Source organism: Sphingomonas sp. CFBP 13728, assembly GCF_014841895.1.
Classification (GTDB): Bacteria; Pseudomonadota; Alphaproteobacteria; order Sphingomonadales; family Sphingomonadaceae; genus Sphingomonas.
The window spans coordinates 12,919-29,587 of sequence record NZ_JACYUS010000003.1 but is presented as its reverse complement, the minus strand read 5'-3'; the positions used below and the strand labels follow the sequence as shown (position 1 = coordinate 29,587).

Here is a 16,669-nt window from a genome sequence, read left to right as displayed (position 1 = left end):
GTAAGAAGGTGCGACGAAAACTCGCTGCTGCTTGCGGAACATAGGAACGGGCGGGCGGGTTTCACAGCAAGGAATGCTGCACCGCGATAAAGTTGGTCCGGCGACACGAAAAGGGTCCACGCATTGCATCTACTGCCCGACACGCTCGACGCCGGCTCGGCCTATCCCCTTGGCGCGACCTTCGACGGCCTCGGCGTCAACTTCGCGGTCTATTCCGCCAATGCCGAGAAGATCGAACTGTGCGTCTATGACGAGACCGGCCGCCGCGAGCTGAAGCGCTATCCGCTGCCCGAATGGACGGACGAAGTCTGGCACGGCTACCTCCCCGACGCGCAGCCCGGCCTCGTCTACGGCTTCCGCGCGCATGGCCGGTACGCGCCCGAGGAAGGCCACCGTTTCAACCCGAACAAGCTGCTGCTCGACCCGTACGCCAAGCAGATGATCGGCGAACTCCGCTGGACCGACGCGATGTACGGCTATCAGGTGAAGTCGCCGCGCGCGGATCTGAGCTTCGACAAGCGGGACAGTGCGCTGACGATGCCCAAGGGCGTCGTGACCGACAGCCATTTCGACTGGTCGCGCGACGTGCGCCCGAACACGCCGTGGTCTGAGACGGTGATCTACGAGGCGCATACCAAGGGCCTGACCAAGCTGTTCGAGGAGGTCCAGCCGTCCGAACGCGGTACCTTCGCGGCGCTCGGCAACCCCAAGGTCATCGATCACCTCAAGCGCCTCGGCGTTACTGCGATCGAGCTACTGCCGATCCACACCTACATCCAGGACCGCTTCCTCCAGGAAAAGGGGCTGCGCAATTACTGGGGCTACAACACCCTCAACTTCTTCACGCCCGAGCGCTCGTTCTTCGCCACCGACAGCCATGACGAACTCCGCCGCTCGATCCGCCGCCTCCACGCGGCCGGGATCGAGGTGATCCTCGACGTCGTCTACAACCACACCTGCGAAGGCTCGGAACAGGGCCCAACGCTATCGTGGCGCGGCCTGGACAACGCGAGCTACTACCGCCTCGTCAAGGACGATCCGCGCTACTCGATCAACGACACCGGCACCGGCAACACGCTGAACCTCACCAAGGCCCGCGTGATCCAGATGGTCGCGGACTCGCTCCGCTACTGGGCGACCAGCTTCGGCATCGACGGCTTCCGCTTCGATCTCGGCCTGACGCTGGGCCGGACGGATACCGGCTTCGATCCCGGCGCGGGCTTCTTCGACGTGCTCCGCCAGGACCCCGTGCTCGGCAGGCTTAAGCTCATTACCGAGCCTTGGGACATCGGCCCCGGCGGCTATCAGCTCGGCAATTTCCCCCCCGGTTTCGCCGAGTGGAACGACAAATACCGCGACACCGTGCGGAAGTTCTGGCGCGGCGATCACGCGCAGCGCGCCGATCTCGCCGCCCGCCTGACCGGCTCGGCCGACCTGTTCGACCGCCGGGCGCGCCGCCCCTGGGCCAGCGTCAACCTGCTCGGCGCGCACGATGGCTACACGCTCGCCGACACCGTCGCCTACGAGGAACGCCACAACGAGGCGAACGGCGAGGACAATAACGATGGCCACTCGAACAACTGCTCGCGAAACTGGGGCGTCGAGGGACCAACGGACGATCCCGCGATCCTGGAGACCCGCCAGCGCGTGATGCGCTCGATGCTGACCACGCTGTTCGCCTCGCTCGGCACGCCGATGCTGGTCGCGGGCGACGAGTTCGGCCGCACGCAGAACGGCAACAACAACGCGTATTGCCAGGACAACGAAATCAGCTGGCTCGACTGGAACAAGGCCAAGTCGCCGGAGGGCGACGCGCTGATCGACTTCACCGCGCGCCTGATCGCACTCCGCTGCGACTACCCGATGCTCCGCGCCGGCAACTTCCTCTACGGCGAGGACACGCCCGCGGAAGGCCTCAAGGACATCGAATGGTGGGACGAGCGCGGCCTGCAACTGACGTCTGAGGACTGGGAAAATACCAACGGCCGCGCGCTGGTGATGCGCCGCGCGTGCGAGCGGGACTCGGGCGAGGTGCAAGTGATCTCGCTGTTCCTGAACGCCTCGGAAGGCCCGCTGACCTTCCACATGCCGCCCCCGGCAGAGGTCGAGCGCACTGTGCTGATCGACAGCAGCAGGCCTGACCAGCCGGCGACGCCGATCAAGGACAGCTACGAGCTCCCGCCACAGGGCGCCGCGTTGCTGACTTGGACGATCGCGGCAGCATGACCTGGGGACCGACGCTCGCCGAGGACGGGACCTTCCGTCTCTGGGCACCCGACCGCGATACGGTGACGCTGGAGATCGCCGATGGCGACGCGGTTCAGATGACTTCCGAACCGGAGGGCTGGTTCAGCGCGAAGGCGCCCGTCGGCGCCGGTGCTCGGTATCGGTTCCGGCTCGCGGACGATCTGACCGTTCCCGATCCGGCCTCGCGTGCACAGGACGGCGGGGTCCATGGCTGGAGCGTGGTTGTCGACCAAGTCTATGACTGGCGCACCCCAGATTGGCGCGGGCGCCCGTGGGAAGAGATGGTCATCCAGGAGGTCCATGTCGGCACGCTCGGCGGCTTCGCCGGCGTCGCGGACCACCTCCCGGCGATCGCCGAACTCGGCATCACGGGAATCGAACTCATGCCCGTCAACGCTTTCGGCGGCACACGCAACTGGGGCTATGACGGCGTGCTGCCCTACGCCCCCGCCGAAAGCTACGGCACGCCCGACGAGCTGAAAGCGCTGGTCGACCGCGCCCACGAGCTCGGCCTCGCCGTGTTCCTCGACGTGGTCTACAATCACTTCGGCCCCGACGGAAACTACCTCGGCGCCTATGCGAAGGGCTTCTTCCACCCCGAAGTCGATACCCCTTGGGGCGGCGCGGTCGCGGTCGACCAGGCCCCGGTCCACCGCTATTTCGTCGACAACGCGGTGATGTGGCTGAACGAGTACAAGTTCGACGGCCTCCGCTTCGATGCGGTCCACGCGATCGAGAACGACGCCTTCCTCGACGCGATGGCCGCCGAACTGCGCGAGAAGACCGCCTGCCGCCACGTCCACCTCGTCCTCGAGAACGAAGGCAACGACGCCGACCGGCTCCACCCCGCCGCGTTCGACGCGCAGTGGAACGACGATTTCCACAACGTCCTCCACGTCCTGCTCACCGGCGAGACCAGCGCCTATTACGCCGACTTCGCCGACCGCCCCGCCGAACGCCTCGCGCGCTGCTTGGGCGAAGGCTTCATCTACCAGGGCGAAGGCTCCCCCAACCACGACGGCAAGCCGCGCGGCAAGCCCAGCGCACATTTGTCGCCGACGGCGTTCGTCGCGTTCCTCCAGAACCACGACCAGATCGGCAACCGCGCGATGGGCGAACGCCTGACGTTGCTCGCGGACCGCCAGAAGCTCCGCGCCGCCACCGCGTTGCTGCTGCTCGGCCCACAGATCCCGCTGCTGTTCATCGGCGACGACCACGGCAGTGAAAGCCCGTTCCTGTTCTTCACCGACTTTCACGACAAGCTAGCGGACGCGGTGCGCGAAGGCCGACGTAAGGAGTTCGCCAAGTTCGCCGCCTTCGCCGATCCCGAAGCGCGCGAGGCAATCCCCGACCCCAACGCGCACGAAACCTTTCTCCAATCGCGAGCACGGCCCGGTGCCGACGCGGCCGAGTGGCAGGACCTGTACCGCACCCTGCTTAAGATCCGCCACGAGCAGATCATCCCCCGCCTGCGCGATACGACCGCGATCGGCGCCGAAGCGATCGGGGAGGGGGCGGTCGTCGCGCGCTGGCGGATGGGTGACGGCGCAATCCTGACAATTGCGCTCAACCTCGGCGACGATGTCGTTGATTTTCCGGCAATAAAGACCTTGCCCATCTTCGCCGATGGCGAGCCCGGTGAGGCTGCCAGCGTGGCAGTCTGGCTGGATCGATGAGCGGCCTCCGAACACTCGCGGTCGCTGCCGGCCTGCAACCCGAATGGCAGGACGCAGGGGGTCGTCGTCAGACCGTCGCCGACTGCGCGTTGCAGGCGATCCTGGATCGTCTCGGCCATCCGTCCGGAAGCGAAACGCAGATCGCCGAAAGCCTCGCCGCGATCGAAACGCGAACCGCGCAGGGTATCCGTTTCCTGTCCGTCGATGTGGGAGACCCGATCCGGCTGACATCGAAGGTATCAGGCAACGCCGAACTTATGTTCGAAGACGGTACGACGCGCTCCGTCACAGTCGATGATGGCGAGTTAAGTCCGATAAGCAAAAGCGGCTATCATAAGATTGAAATCAATGGCGAAGTAATCGACATTCTCGTCGCGCCACGCCGCTGCTACACGATCGCCGACGCGCTACCGGGCCGCAAACTCTGGGCGCCCGCCGTCCAGATCCCAAGCCTCCGCACCGATGCGTCAAAGGCGTTCGGCGACTTCGTTTCGCTAGCCGACGCCGCTCGAGCCTTCGGCCAGTGCGGCGCCGATGCCCTCGCGATCAGCCCTACGCACGCGCTATTCCCCACCGACGCCAGCCGATACAGCCCCTACGCACCCTCGAGCCGGCAATTCGTTAATGGCCTGTACGGCGACCCGGCCGCCTTCGGTGTAAAGTCGGAGAGCCGCGACCTCCCTAAACTGATCGACTGGCACGCCGCAATCCCCGAAAAGCTTGCACGACTACGCAAGAGCTTCGATCAAGTGCTTCCACAGATTGAAGAAACCCTGACAACGTTCAGGCGGCAAGGCAGCAGCGATCTCGAACGCCATGCCGAGTTCGACGCCCTCCACGCGCACTTCTTCGCGACCACCGGTGCATGCGGCTGGCACCAATGGCCTGCCGAGTATCACGATCCCGCCAGCCCTACCGCCCGCCGCTTCGTCGCGGACCATGCGGACGACGTCACGTTCTACATCTTTCTCCAGTGGCTAGCGCGGCGCGATCTCGACGCCGCGCGGACGGCCGCCAAGGACTCCGGCATGGCGATCGGCCTCATCGCCGATCTCGCCGTCGGCATGGACCCCGGCGGCAGCCACGGCTGGAGCCGGCGCAGCGACCTGCTGACAGGCCTCTCGATCGGCGCGCCGCCCGATCCGCTCGGCCCAGACGGGCAAAGCTGGGGCATCACCGGCTTTGATCCGCAAGCGCTGCGCGATACTGCCTTCGCTCCCTTCATCGCAACCATCCGCGCAGCGCTCGCACACGCCGGCGGCATCCGCATCGACCACGCGTTCGGCCTCCGTCGCCTCTGGGCCGTTCCCGAAGGCGCGTCTGCCGCGGAGGGCGCCTACCTCGACATGCCGTTCGACGACCTGATGCGGATCGTCGCGATGGAATCGCAGCGCGCCAAGGCAATCGTGATCGGCGAAGACCTCGGCACCGTCCCCGATGGCTTCCGCGAGGCGATGGACGCGCGCGCCATGCTGGGTATGCGGGTGTTGTGGTTCGAGCGCGACGCGGACGGCTTCGTCCCGCCCGTCAAATGGTCGCCCGATGCAGTGGCGATGACCGGTACGCACGACCTCGCAACGATCGCCGGCTGGTGGACTGGCCGCGATATCGACTGGACGTGGGACCTCGGACGCAAGTCCGACGCTGCCGATAAGCCCACGGACCTCGCCGCTCGCGCCGAGGACCGCGTCGCGCTCTGGTCTGCATTCGACACCGGCACCGAACAGCCCACCCCCGAAGACACCGATCCGGTCGTGGACGCTGCCATCGCGCACGTCGCCAGCACGCCTTGCGCGCTCGCCATCATCCCGATCGAAGACCTCGCCGGACTGATCGAGCAACCCAACCTCCCCGGCACGATCGACGAGCACCCCAACTGGCGCCGCCGCATGCCAGACACGACCGAGGCGCTGCTCGCTCGCCCCGAAGTCGCCGCCCGCATCGACACGTTCAACGCCACGAGACCCGCATGACTTCCCCCACCACACCCCGCGCAACCTACCGCTTCCAGTTCCACAAAGACTTCACCTTCGCCGATGCCGAGGCACTCGTCCCGTACCTCGACGACCTCGGCATCAGCCACCTCTACGCCTCGCCGATTACCACCGCACGAAGCGGGTCCACGCACGGCTACGACGTCGTCGACCCGACCCGGATCAACCCCGAACTCGGCGGCGAGGACGCGTTCCGAAGCCTCGTTGCAGCCCTCCGCACGCGCGATATGGGCATCATCATCGACATCGTCCCCAACCACATGGGTGTCGCCGGAGGTGAGAACGCGTGGTGGAACGACGTCCTAAAACACGGTGAAGCCAGCGAATTCGCGCGCTACTTCGACATCCACTGGCGCGAAAAACTCGTCCTCCCGATCCTCGGCGCCCCGCTCGCCGAAACACTGGCCAGCGGCGCGCTCAAGGTCGAGCAGAACGACGGCCGATATTTCCTCGAAGCATACGGCGAACACCGTTTGCCCCTCCGCGACGAGGACCAGACAACCGCGGCAACCGATGACATCGCCGCGCTCATCAACCGCCAGCATTACCGCTTGGCCTCGTGGCGCGTCGCCAACGACGAACTCAACTGGCGACGGTTCTTCACGATCAACGACCTCGCCGGCCTCCGTGCCGAAGACCCCATCGTGTTCGACGCCACGCACGCTCTCTATTTCCGCCTATACGCCGAAGGACTGATCGACGGCGTTCGCGTCGATCACGTCGACGGTCTGACCGATCCCGCCGGCTATTGCCGCCAGCTCCGCGCGCGATTGGATGCGATGGATCGCCCCGCCGGTGCACCACCCGGTCCGGCGTACATCGTCATCGAGAAGATCCTTGCCCACGGCGAACCGCTCAGCACCAACTGGGGCGTCGACGGCACCAGCGGGTACGACTTCATGCAGCAGGTCACGGCCTTGCTCCACGCGCCCGGTGGCGCAGTACCGCTCGCCAAATTCTGGGCCGACATAAGCGGACGCTCCGCCGACTTCGCGCCCGAGGAACTGCGCGCGCGACAGGAACTGCTCGCATGGCAGTTCGATGCGCAGCACCGTCGCTGCGTCGAGGCGTTCGTGGCGCTGGCCCGCTCGACCCCCGAGTGCGACGGGCTGACAACGGGCATGCTGCACCGCGCGATCGAGCGGTTGCTCTGGGTCTTCCCGGTCTACCGCACCTACCGCACGGGCGAAGCGGCGCCGCTCACGGACGCCAGGATACGCGATACCGTCCGCCAACGTGTTGCCCCGTTCGTCCCGCCAGGTGAAGGCGCGGTGGTCGACCGGGTCCTGGATTGGTTGGCAGGTGAGGGCCCCGGCAACGTCGCACTTGCCGCGGAAGCGGTCCGCAAATTCCAGCAACTCTCCGCACCGATCGCCGCCAAGGCGGTCGAGGACACGGCGTTCTATCGCTATGGCCGCCTGCTTTCGCGCAACGACGTCGGGTTCGACGCCGCGCGCATGTCGCTCGATATCGACGCGTTCCACGCCGCGATGATCGAGCGTGCCCGCGACTGGCCGTCCGCCATGCTTGCCACCGCGACGCACGACCACAAGCGCGGCGAGGACGTCCGCGCGCGGCTCGCGGTGGTCAGCGAGTTACCCGATCTCTGGCGTTCGCGTGTGGAGCATTGGTTCGAACTGGCTGCCCCCTATGCGGACGGCGTCGATCCTGCCGACACGTATATGCTGTTCCAGACGCTGTTCGGCGCATGGCCGACGAACCTTCGCGCGTCGAACGGCGAGGCCCTTTCGGAGTATGCCGAGCGGATCGTCGCGTGGCAGGAAAAGGCGTTGCGTGAAGCCAAGCTCCGGTCGTCCTGGGAGGCGCCGGACGAAGCGTACGAGACCCGCTGTCACGATCTGGCGCGGGCGCTTCTCGATGCAGACCGGTCGGCAGTGTTTCTCGGCGACATCACGGCGTTCGTCGATCTCGTCGAGCCCGCAGCGAAGGCGAACAGCCTCGCGCAGGTAGCATTGCGTTACACCGTTCCGGGCGTTCCGGACCTGTATCAAGGCACCGAGACCGCCGATCTGAGCCTGGTCGATCCGGATAACCGGCGGCCGGTCGACTATGCGGCGCGCTGGGAAATGCTCGCGACCGCGTCCGATCCGAAGGCGACGTTGATCGCTCGCCTGCTGGCGCTACGGCGTCAGTATCCAGCGCTGTTCGCGGACGGCTCGTACGAACCGATCGCCGTAACGGGCCCACGAGCCGAGCACATAATCGCATTTAACCGTGTGCATGACGGCATGGCCGTGCGGTGCGTAACGGCCCTGCGCAGCGTCGGACGTTACGTCGGCGAGGTCGATGCCAGCGACTGGTGGGCGGATACCGCACTGTCGTCCGGCGAAACGATCGCCGACCTGCTTGGCACGTCAGCCGTTTCGGTCGTCGTGTTGGATGCCGTAGCGGGGTAGCCAAGTCGTTGCTAAACGGCGATTTTTCATCAGGAGCACGTTCATGAAGATCAGCGCACGCAATCAGATTTCCGGCACCATCGTCTCGATCACGCCGGGTGCGGTCAATGGCTCGATCAAGGTCGATATCGGCGGCGGCAACGTCATCACCGCCAACATCACCGAGGAGGCGATCGCCGACCTCGCGCTCGCGACCGGCGACACGGTCACGGTGCTGGTCAAGGCCAGCGACGTCCTGATCGGCAAGTGATCCTGCGCCGCCCCGGCCCACCTTTCGGTCGCCCGGGGCGGCGTTCCCTCAGCGGCCCGCCAGATAGCGCGCGAGCGGGTCGATCATGTCCTCGGGAATGCGGCGGGCGATGACCGGCATCGTCGTCTGCGATTTGCGCGCGTCGACCACCGTCTCGTCACCGCGCCAATTCCGCAGGCGTTGCGCGATGTAGCTCGCGCGCTGGCCGGCGAGCACGGGGTAGGGCTTGCCGGGAGCGTGGCAGCTTGCACAGGCGGGAAGCTGGACGTTCGGCAGTCCCTCACGGTCGATCCTGGCGGCTTCGGTCGAGCCTGAGGGTGTTGCACGGCCGATGCCTGGCATCGCGGCGAAGTGATCCGCCAACCGCGTCATCTCGGCAGGCGTCAGCGTCGCGGCGGCGTTCGCCATGACCGCGCTCTGGCGCTTTCCGGTCGAATAGGCCTCAAGTGCTGCGCGGAGATACGCGGGGCTCTGGCCGCCCAGTACCGGCATGTCGGACTGGCCGCGACCACGCCCATCTGCGCCGTGACAGCCTGCGCAGGTCGCGATCCTGGCGTCGGTGACACCCGGCCCTTCGGTCAGCGAGCGATAGGTCGCGGGCGACATCGCTGGCAGCAGGCGGACGAAGGCGACCATGCGGCGGACTTCGTCGTCGCGGTCCTTGGCGGCCCAGCCGGGCATGCCGGTGTATTTGACGCCGTGCTTGAGGATCCAGAAGATCTGCTTGTCGGTCCACTCGCGTGCGTTGACCGACAGGTCTGGAGCGGGCGGGGTCGCGGCCTGCATCACGGGTAGCGGGCGGACGCCGGGCGCGCCGTGGCACGAGGCGCAGCTTGCCTTGAACAGGCCGGCGGCACTAACGAGACCCTCGTTCGCCTTGGGATCGTCGGGCGCCGTGACCGCGGCGTAGGTGCGGACCGAGTTGCGCATCGTCCAGTGGAGGAACCAGTCGGTGATCTTCCAATGGCCCGACGAGGCGGCGATGTTGAACACGCCCGACCAGGCGAACAACAGTCCGGCGAGCGCCAGCGCGAGAATCGCGGCGGCGGCGCGCGCCCAGGTTATCCGGATCGTCATGCCGTCGCGCTCCGTGTCTTCAAAAGTCCGCCGAGCATCGCGAGCCCGCCGATGAAATAGCTCGCCGCGCCGACCATCAGCATGACGACGCCGCCGAGTTGCTGGTCCTCCAACACGCCGAGCCGGTGGATCGCGGGATGCATCGCCATCATCAGGTACAGCGGCCGCGGGGCGAGCCCGATCAGCGCGCCGAGCAGCGTCATGTGCATCGAGGTCAGCAGCAGCGCTGCGACGCCGGACGCGCGACGGTCGGTTGCGCCGCCGATGCGTGTGCCGAGGACTGCGCTCCAGAGGAGGACGCCGGCGACGAGGAAGCTCGCCTGTTCGATGAGCAGCGCGAGGGGCTGCATGTCGACGCGGAGCCTCAGCGCGGGGAGGTGCCAGAGCCATACGATCACGAGTTCGACGAGCGACATCGCGAGTGGGGTCACGACCGTCGGCCAGCGCTCGGCGGGATCGAAGCGGCTGCCGGCGATCCCGTACGCCAGGAACGGCGCGGCGACGGCGACCGCGATCATGTGACCCGCCATGTGCCCGACCATCCCGAGCGGTGCGGCGGCGAAGGCCCAGCCGAGCGGGACTAGCGCAACGCCCAGCACGAGGCTCACGCGTCTCATCGGCAGTCGCCGAACATGATGACGGGCAAAGCCGTGAAGATCACAGCGACGAAGCTCAGCCCCGCCAGCAACCGCGTCGACAGCGCGAGGAAGCGGAGGCGGTCGATCGCGGTGCCCTGTTCGTGCGGGGCCGGATCGCCCGGCGTCTCCGACTGGACGCGCGCGATATAGCCTGCCGCGACGATCCCCAGCAGCGCGACGATCGTCGCGATCAGTGTCGCGAGCGGGAAGCCGGTCAACGCCGTCCCGGGGGTCGAGGATTTCGCGCACGTCACCGCGACCCACAGATAGCAGAACAGGAAATGCACGGCCCAGATCGTCGGCGGGACGATCAGCGTCCACAGCGTAACCTTGAGGTCGCGCGCCCAATGCTTGCGGTTGGACTCGCGTTGCCGACCGGACTTGGGCTCTGTCATGCGACACCCGGGAACAGGCCGATCGTACAGAACGTCACGATGCCCGTCAGCGCGAGGAAATGATGGTACACGGTGATATTGCGCAGGTCCGCGTCATAGACCGGCGTCATCTTCCCCGCGAGGCTGCGTGCGAGCGTGTAGGCCTGCATGATCACCCCGATCGCGGCGTGCACCGCGGTCCAGATCGCCAGCGTCCAGACGATCGCGGGATAGACGTGGAGTTCGGGATCGAGCCCGGAATACCACGGTCCGGCGAGCCCGGCGAACAGGCTCGCCAGCGTCGCGACGATCCCGACGATCAGTAGCGCGCGTCCCGCACCGACGTTGCCGCGGCGGTGCACTTCGCGCGCGCCGACGGTCGCGGCCCAACCGGTGAGCGTCAGCGCCAGCGCGACCATCGGCCAGAACACGCCCGGCCCGTTGAGTCCCACGCCGCTCGGCGGGAAATCATTGTGGATCGTCCAGAAGAAGAAATAGCCGAACACGAGGCCCGAGAACGCGGTCGCGTCGGCCATCATCGTGATGAACATCGCCCACCAGCCCGGCGCCGACGGCCCCGAGGTATAGAGCGGCACCTCGATGCCGTGGCCGATATGCTTGGTCGGCTTTTCGGGGATTTCGGCGGTGCCGGTCCACAGCCACCAGAGCACGCACGCGAGCGTCGCGACGCCGCTGACCGCCGACCAGATATAGAGGTGGTACGTCGTCAGGATGAACACGCCGGCCAGCGCGACCGCGGTCATCATCGGCTTCACGCTCGGCGTACCAAGGCGGATCACCTGGAGGGGGCGCGCGTCGAGCACGGTGGTGATGATCGACTCGCGCCGCATCTCCTCCGCGTCGGGCAGGAAGAAGCGCCCCTCGTCGACCTTCTGGACGAAGTTCTTCTGGTCCCAGATCGGATAGCGGCTCTCGATCAGCGGGACCGAGCGGATGCCCCAGTCCTCGTCGTCGGGCAGCGCGAGCCATTCGAGCGTGCCGGCGTTCCACGGGTTGCGCGGGGCCTTCGGACGGCGCGGCGACAGCGCAAGGTCGATGCAGACGATCAGCACGCCAGCTGCGAACATGTACGATCCCGCGGTCGAGGCGAGGTTGAGCCCGCCGATGCCGAGTTCCTCCGGGTACGTAAACACGCGGCGCGGCATCCCGAGCAGGCCCGACAGATGCATCGGGAAGAAGGTCAGGTTCATGCCGACGAACATAATCCAGAACGCGATCCGTCCGAGCCGGTCCGACAGCTTCTTCCCCGTCACCAGCGGCCAGTAATAATACAGCCCGGCGAACAGCGGCAGCAGCGTGCCGCCGATCAGCACGTAATGAAGATGCGCGACGATGAAATACGTATCGTGCGCCTGCCAGTCGAACGGGGCGACCGCGACCATCACGCCGGTCAGGCCGCCGATCACGAACACCGCGAGGCTACCGCTCGCGTAGAGCAACGGCGTCGATTTCTTGACGTTGCCCGCCCAGAGCGTGGCGATGAATACGAAGATCTGCACGCCGGTCGGGATCGCAACGGCTTCCGACGCCGCCGCAAAAAACGCGAGGCTGATCTTCGGCAGCCCGGTCGTGAACATGTGGTGGACCCACAACCCGAAGCTCAGGAACGCGGTGCCTACCGCAGCGAGCACGATCCACGGGTAGCCGAGCAGATGTCGCTGCGCGAAGGTCGGGATCAGCATCGCGAACAGCGCGATCGACGGCAGGAAGACGATGTAGACTTCCGGGTGCCCGAAGATCCAGAACAGGTGCTGCCACAACAGCGGATCGCCGCCCTTCTCCGCGTTGAAGAACGGCCAGTTGAGCAGCCGCTCCATCTCGAACAGCACGTCGCCCGCGATCAGCGGCGGGAAGGCGAACAGGATCATCACTGCGACCACGAGGATGTACCAGGCGTAGAGCGGCATGAGGTTGAGGCGCATGCCCGGCGGACGGCATTTCAGCACGCCGACGATCAGCTCGACCGCGGCGGCGACCGACGATACCTCGATGAAGCTCAAGCCCAGCATCCAGATATCCGCGCCGAGCCCGCTCAGATCGGTCCGCGTCGTCAGCGGCGGATACATGAACCAGCCGCCATCGGGGGCGGCGTCGAAGAAGATCGAGCCCGACACGAACACGCCGCCGATCAGGAAGCTCCAATATCCGAACCCGGATAGCCGCGGAAACGGCAGGTCGCGCGCGCCAAGCAGCTGGGGGAGCAGGATGATCGACACCGCCTCGAACATCGGTACCGCGAACAGGAACATCATCATCGAGCCGTGTAGCGTGAACAGCTGGTTGAACGTATTCGCCGTGACGAGATCGTTGTTCGGTACCGCGAGCTGCGTCCGCATGATCAGCGCCAGCACGCCCGCGAACAGCATGAAGCCGAACGCAGTCAGCGTGTACCACACGCCGATCCGGTTGTTGTTGACGTCGGTCCAGCGGAAGAACCAGCCGGTGGGCGGCTTCCAAACCTCGCGCAAACGATCTTCCTGGCCCTTACGGACCGCCGGATCGTTTTGGTCGGGCGCGATATATTGGGTGCTCTCGGTGGTCATTTGAGCCCCTGAAGGTAGCTTGCGATCTGATCGGCTTCGGCGGCCGACATCTGGGGGAAGGCGGGCATCCGCACGCCGGGCTTGGTCTTACCCGGATCGCGGACGAACCCGGCGATGTTGGCGTGGGTCATCGGCAGGACGCCCGCGGCGAGTGTCGGACGCGAGCCGAAGTGCGTCAGGTCGGGGCCAATCTTCGCGACCGGGCCGACGCCGCGGACGCTGTGGCACCCGCTACAGCCATAGCTCGCAAACAGGCGCGCGCCGGGCGACGCGCTGACGATAGCGGGCTTGCGCTGCTCGGCGAGCCAGCGCTCGAACGCCGCTGGCTCCATCGCGATTACGTCGAACGCCATCAGCGCATGGCCGAGCCCGCAGAACTCCGCACAGACGCCGCGGTACGTGCCCGCCTTGGTCGCGCGGACGACTAGGCGGTTGGTGCGGCCGGGGATCATGTCCATTTTGCCGGCGAGTCCGGGCACCCAGAAGCTGTGGATGACGTCGGGGCTGCGCAGCGACAGTTCGACGGTGCGACCGACGGGGAGGCGAAGTTCGTTCGCGGTCTCGACCACCGAACCGCCCGGCGGCGCATAGCGGACGCGCCACCAGAATTGCTCACCCTCGACGCCGATCCGCAGATCGCTGTTCGCCACCTCGCGCGGCCGCATTGCGGGCAGGGCGTAGAGCAGCAGGCCCAGCAGCAGGATCGAAGGCCCGATGCCGCCGAGCCAGAGCACCAGCTTCATCCCGCCCTTGTGCGTCAGCCGACCTTCCGGCGCGCGCATCGCGTGGCGCATCAGCAAAGCGAGCCCGCCCGCGAGAATGATCGCGCCGATGACCAGAACGATGGTGATCGAGAGAACCTTGTCCGCTTCCTCGCCGAACGGCGCGAGCGTCGACTGGTGGCGGTTGCATCCTGCCAACAGCGGCAGGCACGCGCCCACGGAAAGAAAAATAGCCTTCCGCATCATCACCTTGCCACCCTTTTCGATGGGGGCTCTCTAAACACCGGGGCAGGTCGGCGTAAACCGGAAAATGACAATTAGTTCATGTTCCTTCCTCCGTCACCCCAGCTTTCGCTGGGGTGACGGAGGAAGGGCGGAGGAGGATTTAACCCAACTTACAGCCCGAAGCGGAGCGTCGCGCGGAAGTCGCGACCTGCAAGCGGCGCGAAGTCCTTCAGGAAGCTGGTCGCGCGGCGGGCGTTCACGTCGAACAGATTGTTCGCGCTCAGCAACAGCGTCGTCTTCGAATCCTTTCCGAACGGGCTGAGGCCGATCGAGGCGTTGACCATCGTGTACTCGTTGGTTTTCGTCTCGAACGCGGCGATGCGGTTCTGGTCGAACACGTGCTCCACCTCGACGCGGCCGTTGATCCGGTCGCCCTGCGCCTCGATACCGCCCAGCACGCGCATCGGCGGAATGCGTGGGACCGCGCCCTGGTCGACGATGTTCGCGTGGACGTAGTCGCCCAGCACGTCGGCGTTGACCGCATAACCGCCGATTTGCGCGACCTTCACCGATGCATCCGCCTCGAACCCGTAATAGCGCGCGTCGGCCTGCTGATACTGGAAGCAGGGCAGGTCGACGGTGCGGCCCGACGGATCGGCGGCCGCCTGGCAGACCGTCGACGCGACCTGGTTCTCCGAAATGTAATTCGAGAACCAGTTGTAATAGGCCGATGCGTCGAAGCTGAAGCCGTCGCCATGCGCGTGCAGCGTGCCTTCGAGGCCCCATGACTTCTCAAGCCGGAAGTTCGGGTTGCCCAGTTCGTAGGCCTGCGTCCCGGCATGCGCGCCATTCGCGAACAGTTCTTCGGCAGATGGCGCACGCTCGGTCCGCGAGCCGTTCAGGCCGACGCGGATGCTGTCGGTCAGAGCATAGGAGGCGCCGAGCGAACCCGAGACCGAATGATAGCTCTGGCTGCCACGGAAGAAGCGCAGATCGTCCTCGGGCGTGCGCGCAGCGAGATCGGTGATCTCATAGCGTACGCCGCCTTCGGCGCGGAACTTGCCGGCCTCATATTGTTGCAGCGTGAAGAGGCCGGTCTGGTTGGTCTCGTTCTTCGGCAGGAAGGCTTCGTCGCCGACCACGTTGAAGATGCGGTTGTAGAACTGCACGCCAGATGCGCCCTGCCAGCCGCCACGGTTCGCCTGAATGACCTCCAGGCGTCCTTCGAGGCCCTTGTTGTAGAAGGCGGTGCCGACGGAGTTGTCCTCCTCGAGCTCGAAATGGCGATAGCTCGCCTGCCCGGCGCGGATGCGGATCTTGCTGATGACGTCGCCGCCGGTATCGATCTCGCCGCGCAGGTCGACGCGGTTCTGGACGACGTCGAGGCGGGGCGCCTCCTGCTCCTGGCCGGGTTGCGTGGCGTAGCGGATCGGCACGCCGTACAGGCTGTCATAGTGGCTGTACGAAATGCCGAGATTGCCGTTGTCGGTGATGATCGACGCGCCGGCGCCCGCGGTCCACGTCTCGGCCTGCGTGTTGGGCAGCTTGCCCTTCAACCGTGCCGATGCGGCATAGTCGATCGACTCGGCGTCGTTGGGATCAACGGGTGTGGTGGCTGCCGTCGCCAAGGCTTGCGCGCGGGCGTCGCGCGACAGGATGTAGCCGCCGGTGCGCAGGTCGCCCGACTTCAGGTATGAGCCGTCCGCGTGCAGCACGAGATGCTGGCCGACCGCGACGTCGCCCGCCATCCCGCCGGAGCGCTCGTTGGCCGCCGAACCATAGTTGGCGATGCCGTTCACGCGGTAGCCGTTCTCGGGCACCGACCGCGGGATGCGCGTGTCGATGACATTGACGACGCCGCCGACTGCGGACGTGCCGTACAGGAGCGCGCTGGGGCCGCGGAGGATCTCGATACGCTCGGCGAGCAGCGGGTCGATGATGACGGCGTGGTCGACTGAGGTGTTCGACACGTCGATCGAGCCGATCCCGTCGGTCAGCACGCGGATGCGGTCACCCTGGAAGCCGCGCAGGATCGGACGCGAGGCGCTCGGGCCGAACGACGATGCCGATACGCCGGGCTGGCGCGCGAGAGTCTCGCCGATCGACGGACGCAGCTGGCGGGTGAGTTCCTGGCCGGTCAGGACGGTGGTGCCCTGCAAGACGTCGCGCTCGCTCGTCTGGATCGGAGCGGTGACAATGATGTCACGCTGGTTGGTCGATCCGACCGAGGTGGAAGCGGGGGCGGGCGCCGCGGAGTCGCTACCCTGCGTCGAGGTCTGCGCATGAGCTTGCGAGGAGAGGAGCGCAGCCAGGGCGGTGGCGCCGAACAGCATCGTCTTCATGAAATTCCCTTGTGTCGTCCCTGTACGACAATGCGGGTATATTTGATGATACATCATATCAAGTGACAAGGATGCCATGTTCGACGATCCCGCCCGTGCTGTTGCCGCAGGGCAACATGGGTTAGTGCAGCGCGTAACGGTGA

The 16,669-nt window shown here is 66.2% G+C and carries 11 protein-coding genes; 5 read left to right on the top strand and 6 right to left on the bottom strand.

Annotated elements, in window-relative coordinates; all coding sequences use genetic code 11:
- The first annotated feature begins 123 nt into the window (after window positions 1–123).
- Genes glgX through IFT67_RS13025 form a run of 5 tightly spaced genes read left to right on the top strand, consistent with a single transcriptional unit; the run spans window position 124 to window position 8,584 of the window.
- Window positions 124–2,226 carry a glycogen debranching protein GlgX gene (gene glgX, locus IFT67_RS13045; RefSeq protein WP_192238712.1) on the top strand — a complete coding sequence of 701 codons (2,103 nt, stop codon included), beginning with the start codon at window positions 124–126 and terminating at the stop codon, window positions 2,224–2,226.
- Window positions 2,223–3,923, top strand: a complete 1,701-nt coding sequence (treZ, locus tag IFT67_RS13040; protein ID WP_192238711.1) for a malto-oligosyltrehalose trehalohydrolase — start codon at window positions 2,223–2,225, stop codon at window positions 3,921–3,923. Before glgX ends, treZ begins: the two co-directional genes overlap by 4 nt.
- Entirely contained in the window at window positions 3,920–5,896 is a 1,977-nt protein-coding gene (gene malQ / locus IFT67_RS13035) for a 4-alpha-glucanotransferase (protein ID WP_192238710.1), read from the top strand. Before treZ ends, malQ begins: the two co-directional genes overlap by 4 nt.
- Window positions 5,893–8,334, top strand: coding sequence for a malto-oligosyltrehalose synthase (gene treY / locus IFT67_RS13030; protein ID WP_192238709.1), 2,442 nt, complete (start codon window positions 5,893–5,895; stop codon window positions 8,332–8,334). The genes malQ and treY overlap by 4 nt, the downstream gene beginning before the upstream one ends.
- Before the next feature lie 43 nt (window positions 8,335–8,377).
- Window positions 8,378–8,584, top strand: a complete 207-nt coding sequence (locus tag IFT67_RS13025; RefSeq protein WP_093399136.1) for a TOBE domain-containing protein — start codon at window positions 8,378–8,380, stop codon at window positions 8,582–8,584.
- A 48-nt stretch (window positions 8,585–8,632) separates the two neighbouring features.
- Here IFT67_RS13025 and IFT67_RS13020 read toward each other — a convergent pair whose 3' ends face one another.
- The 6 genes from IFT67_RS13020 to IFT67_RS12995 form a co-directional block, all read right to left on the bottom strand.
- On the bottom strand, window positions 8,633–9,661 hold the full coding sequence (locus IFT67_RS13020) for a c-type cytochrome (protein WP_192238708.1): 1,029 nt from the start codon (window positions 9,659–9,661) through the stop codon (window positions 8,633–8,635).
- Complete coding sequence (locus IFT67_RS13015) at window positions 9,658–10,278, bottom strand: cytochrome c oxidase assembly protein (protein ID WP_192238707.1); 621 nt, start codon at window positions 10,276–10,278, stop codon at window positions 9,658–9,660. Before IFT67_RS13015 ends, IFT67_RS13020 begins: the two co-directional genes overlap by 4 nt.
- Window positions 10,275–10,694, bottom strand: coding sequence for a hypothetical protein (locus tag IFT67_RS13010; protein ID WP_093399133.1), 420 nt, complete (start codon window positions 10,692–10,694; stop codon window positions 10,275–10,277). Before IFT67_RS13010 ends, IFT67_RS13015 begins: the two co-directional genes overlap by 4 nt.
- A complete protein-coding gene (ctaD, locus tag IFT67_RS13005; protein WP_192238706.1) occupies window positions 10,691–13,237 on the bottom strand; it encodes a cytochrome c oxidase subunit I in 2,547 nt (848 codons plus the stop codon). The genes IFT67_RS13010 and ctaD overlap by 4 nt, the downstream gene beginning before the upstream one ends.
- Window positions 13,234–14,202, bottom strand: coding sequence for a cytochrome c oxidase subunit II (locus IFT67_RS13000; RefSeq protein WP_192239122.1), 969 nt, complete (start codon window positions 14,200–14,202; stop codon window positions 13,234–13,236). Before IFT67_RS13000 ends, ctaD begins: the two co-directional genes overlap by 4 nt.
- A 152-nt stretch (window positions 14,203–14,354) precedes the next feature.
- On the bottom strand, window positions 14,355–16,526 hold the full coding sequence (locus IFT67_RS12995; protein ID WP_192238705.1) for a TonB-dependent receptor: 2,172 nt from the start codon (window positions 16,524–16,526) through the stop codon (window positions 14,355–14,357).
- Window positions 16,527–16,669 lie beyond the last annotated feature (143 nt).

Bases quoted from the DNA above. Each gene is read 5' to 3' on its own strand.
- IFT67_RS13000 (WP_192239122.1), bottom strand. From the start codon at position 14,202: ATGCGGAAGGCTATTTTTCTTTCCGTGGGCGCGTGCCTGCCGCTGTTG.
- IFT67_RS13015 (WP_192238707.1), bottom strand. From the start codon at position 10,278: ATGAGACGCGTGAGCCTCGTGCTGGGCGTTGCGCTAGTCCCGCTCGGC.
- treY (WP_192238709.1), top strand. From the start codon at position 5,893: ATGACTTCCCCCACCACACCCCGCGCAACCTACCGCTTCCAGTTCCAC.
- IFT67_RS12995 (WP_192238705.1), bottom strand. From the start codon at position 16,526: ATGAAGACGATGCTGTTCGGCGCCACCGCCCTGGCTGCGCTCCTCTCC.
- treZ (WP_192238711.1), top strand. From the start codon at position 2,223: ATGACCTGGGGACCGACGCTCGCCGAGGACGGGACCTTCCGTCTCTGG.
- IFT67_RS13010 (WP_093399133.1), bottom strand. From the start codon at position 10,694: ATGACAGAGCCCAAGTCCGGTCGGCAACGCGAGTCCAACCGCAAGCAT.
- IFT67_RS13020 (WP_192238708.1), bottom strand. From the start codon at position 9,661: ATGACGATCCGGATAACCTGGGCGCGCGCCGCCGCCGCGATTCTCGCG.
- ctaD (WP_192238706.1), bottom strand. From the start codon at position 13,237: ATGACCACCGAGAGCACCCAATATATCGCGCCCGACCAAAACGATCCG.
- malQ (WP_192238710.1), top strand. From the start codon at position 3,920: ATGAGCGGCCTCCGAACACTCGCGGTCGCTGCCGGCCTGCAACCCGAA.
- IFT67_RS13025 (WP_093399136.1), top strand. From the start codon at position 8,378: ATGAAGATCAGCGCACGCAATCAGATTTCCGGCACCATCGTCTCGATC.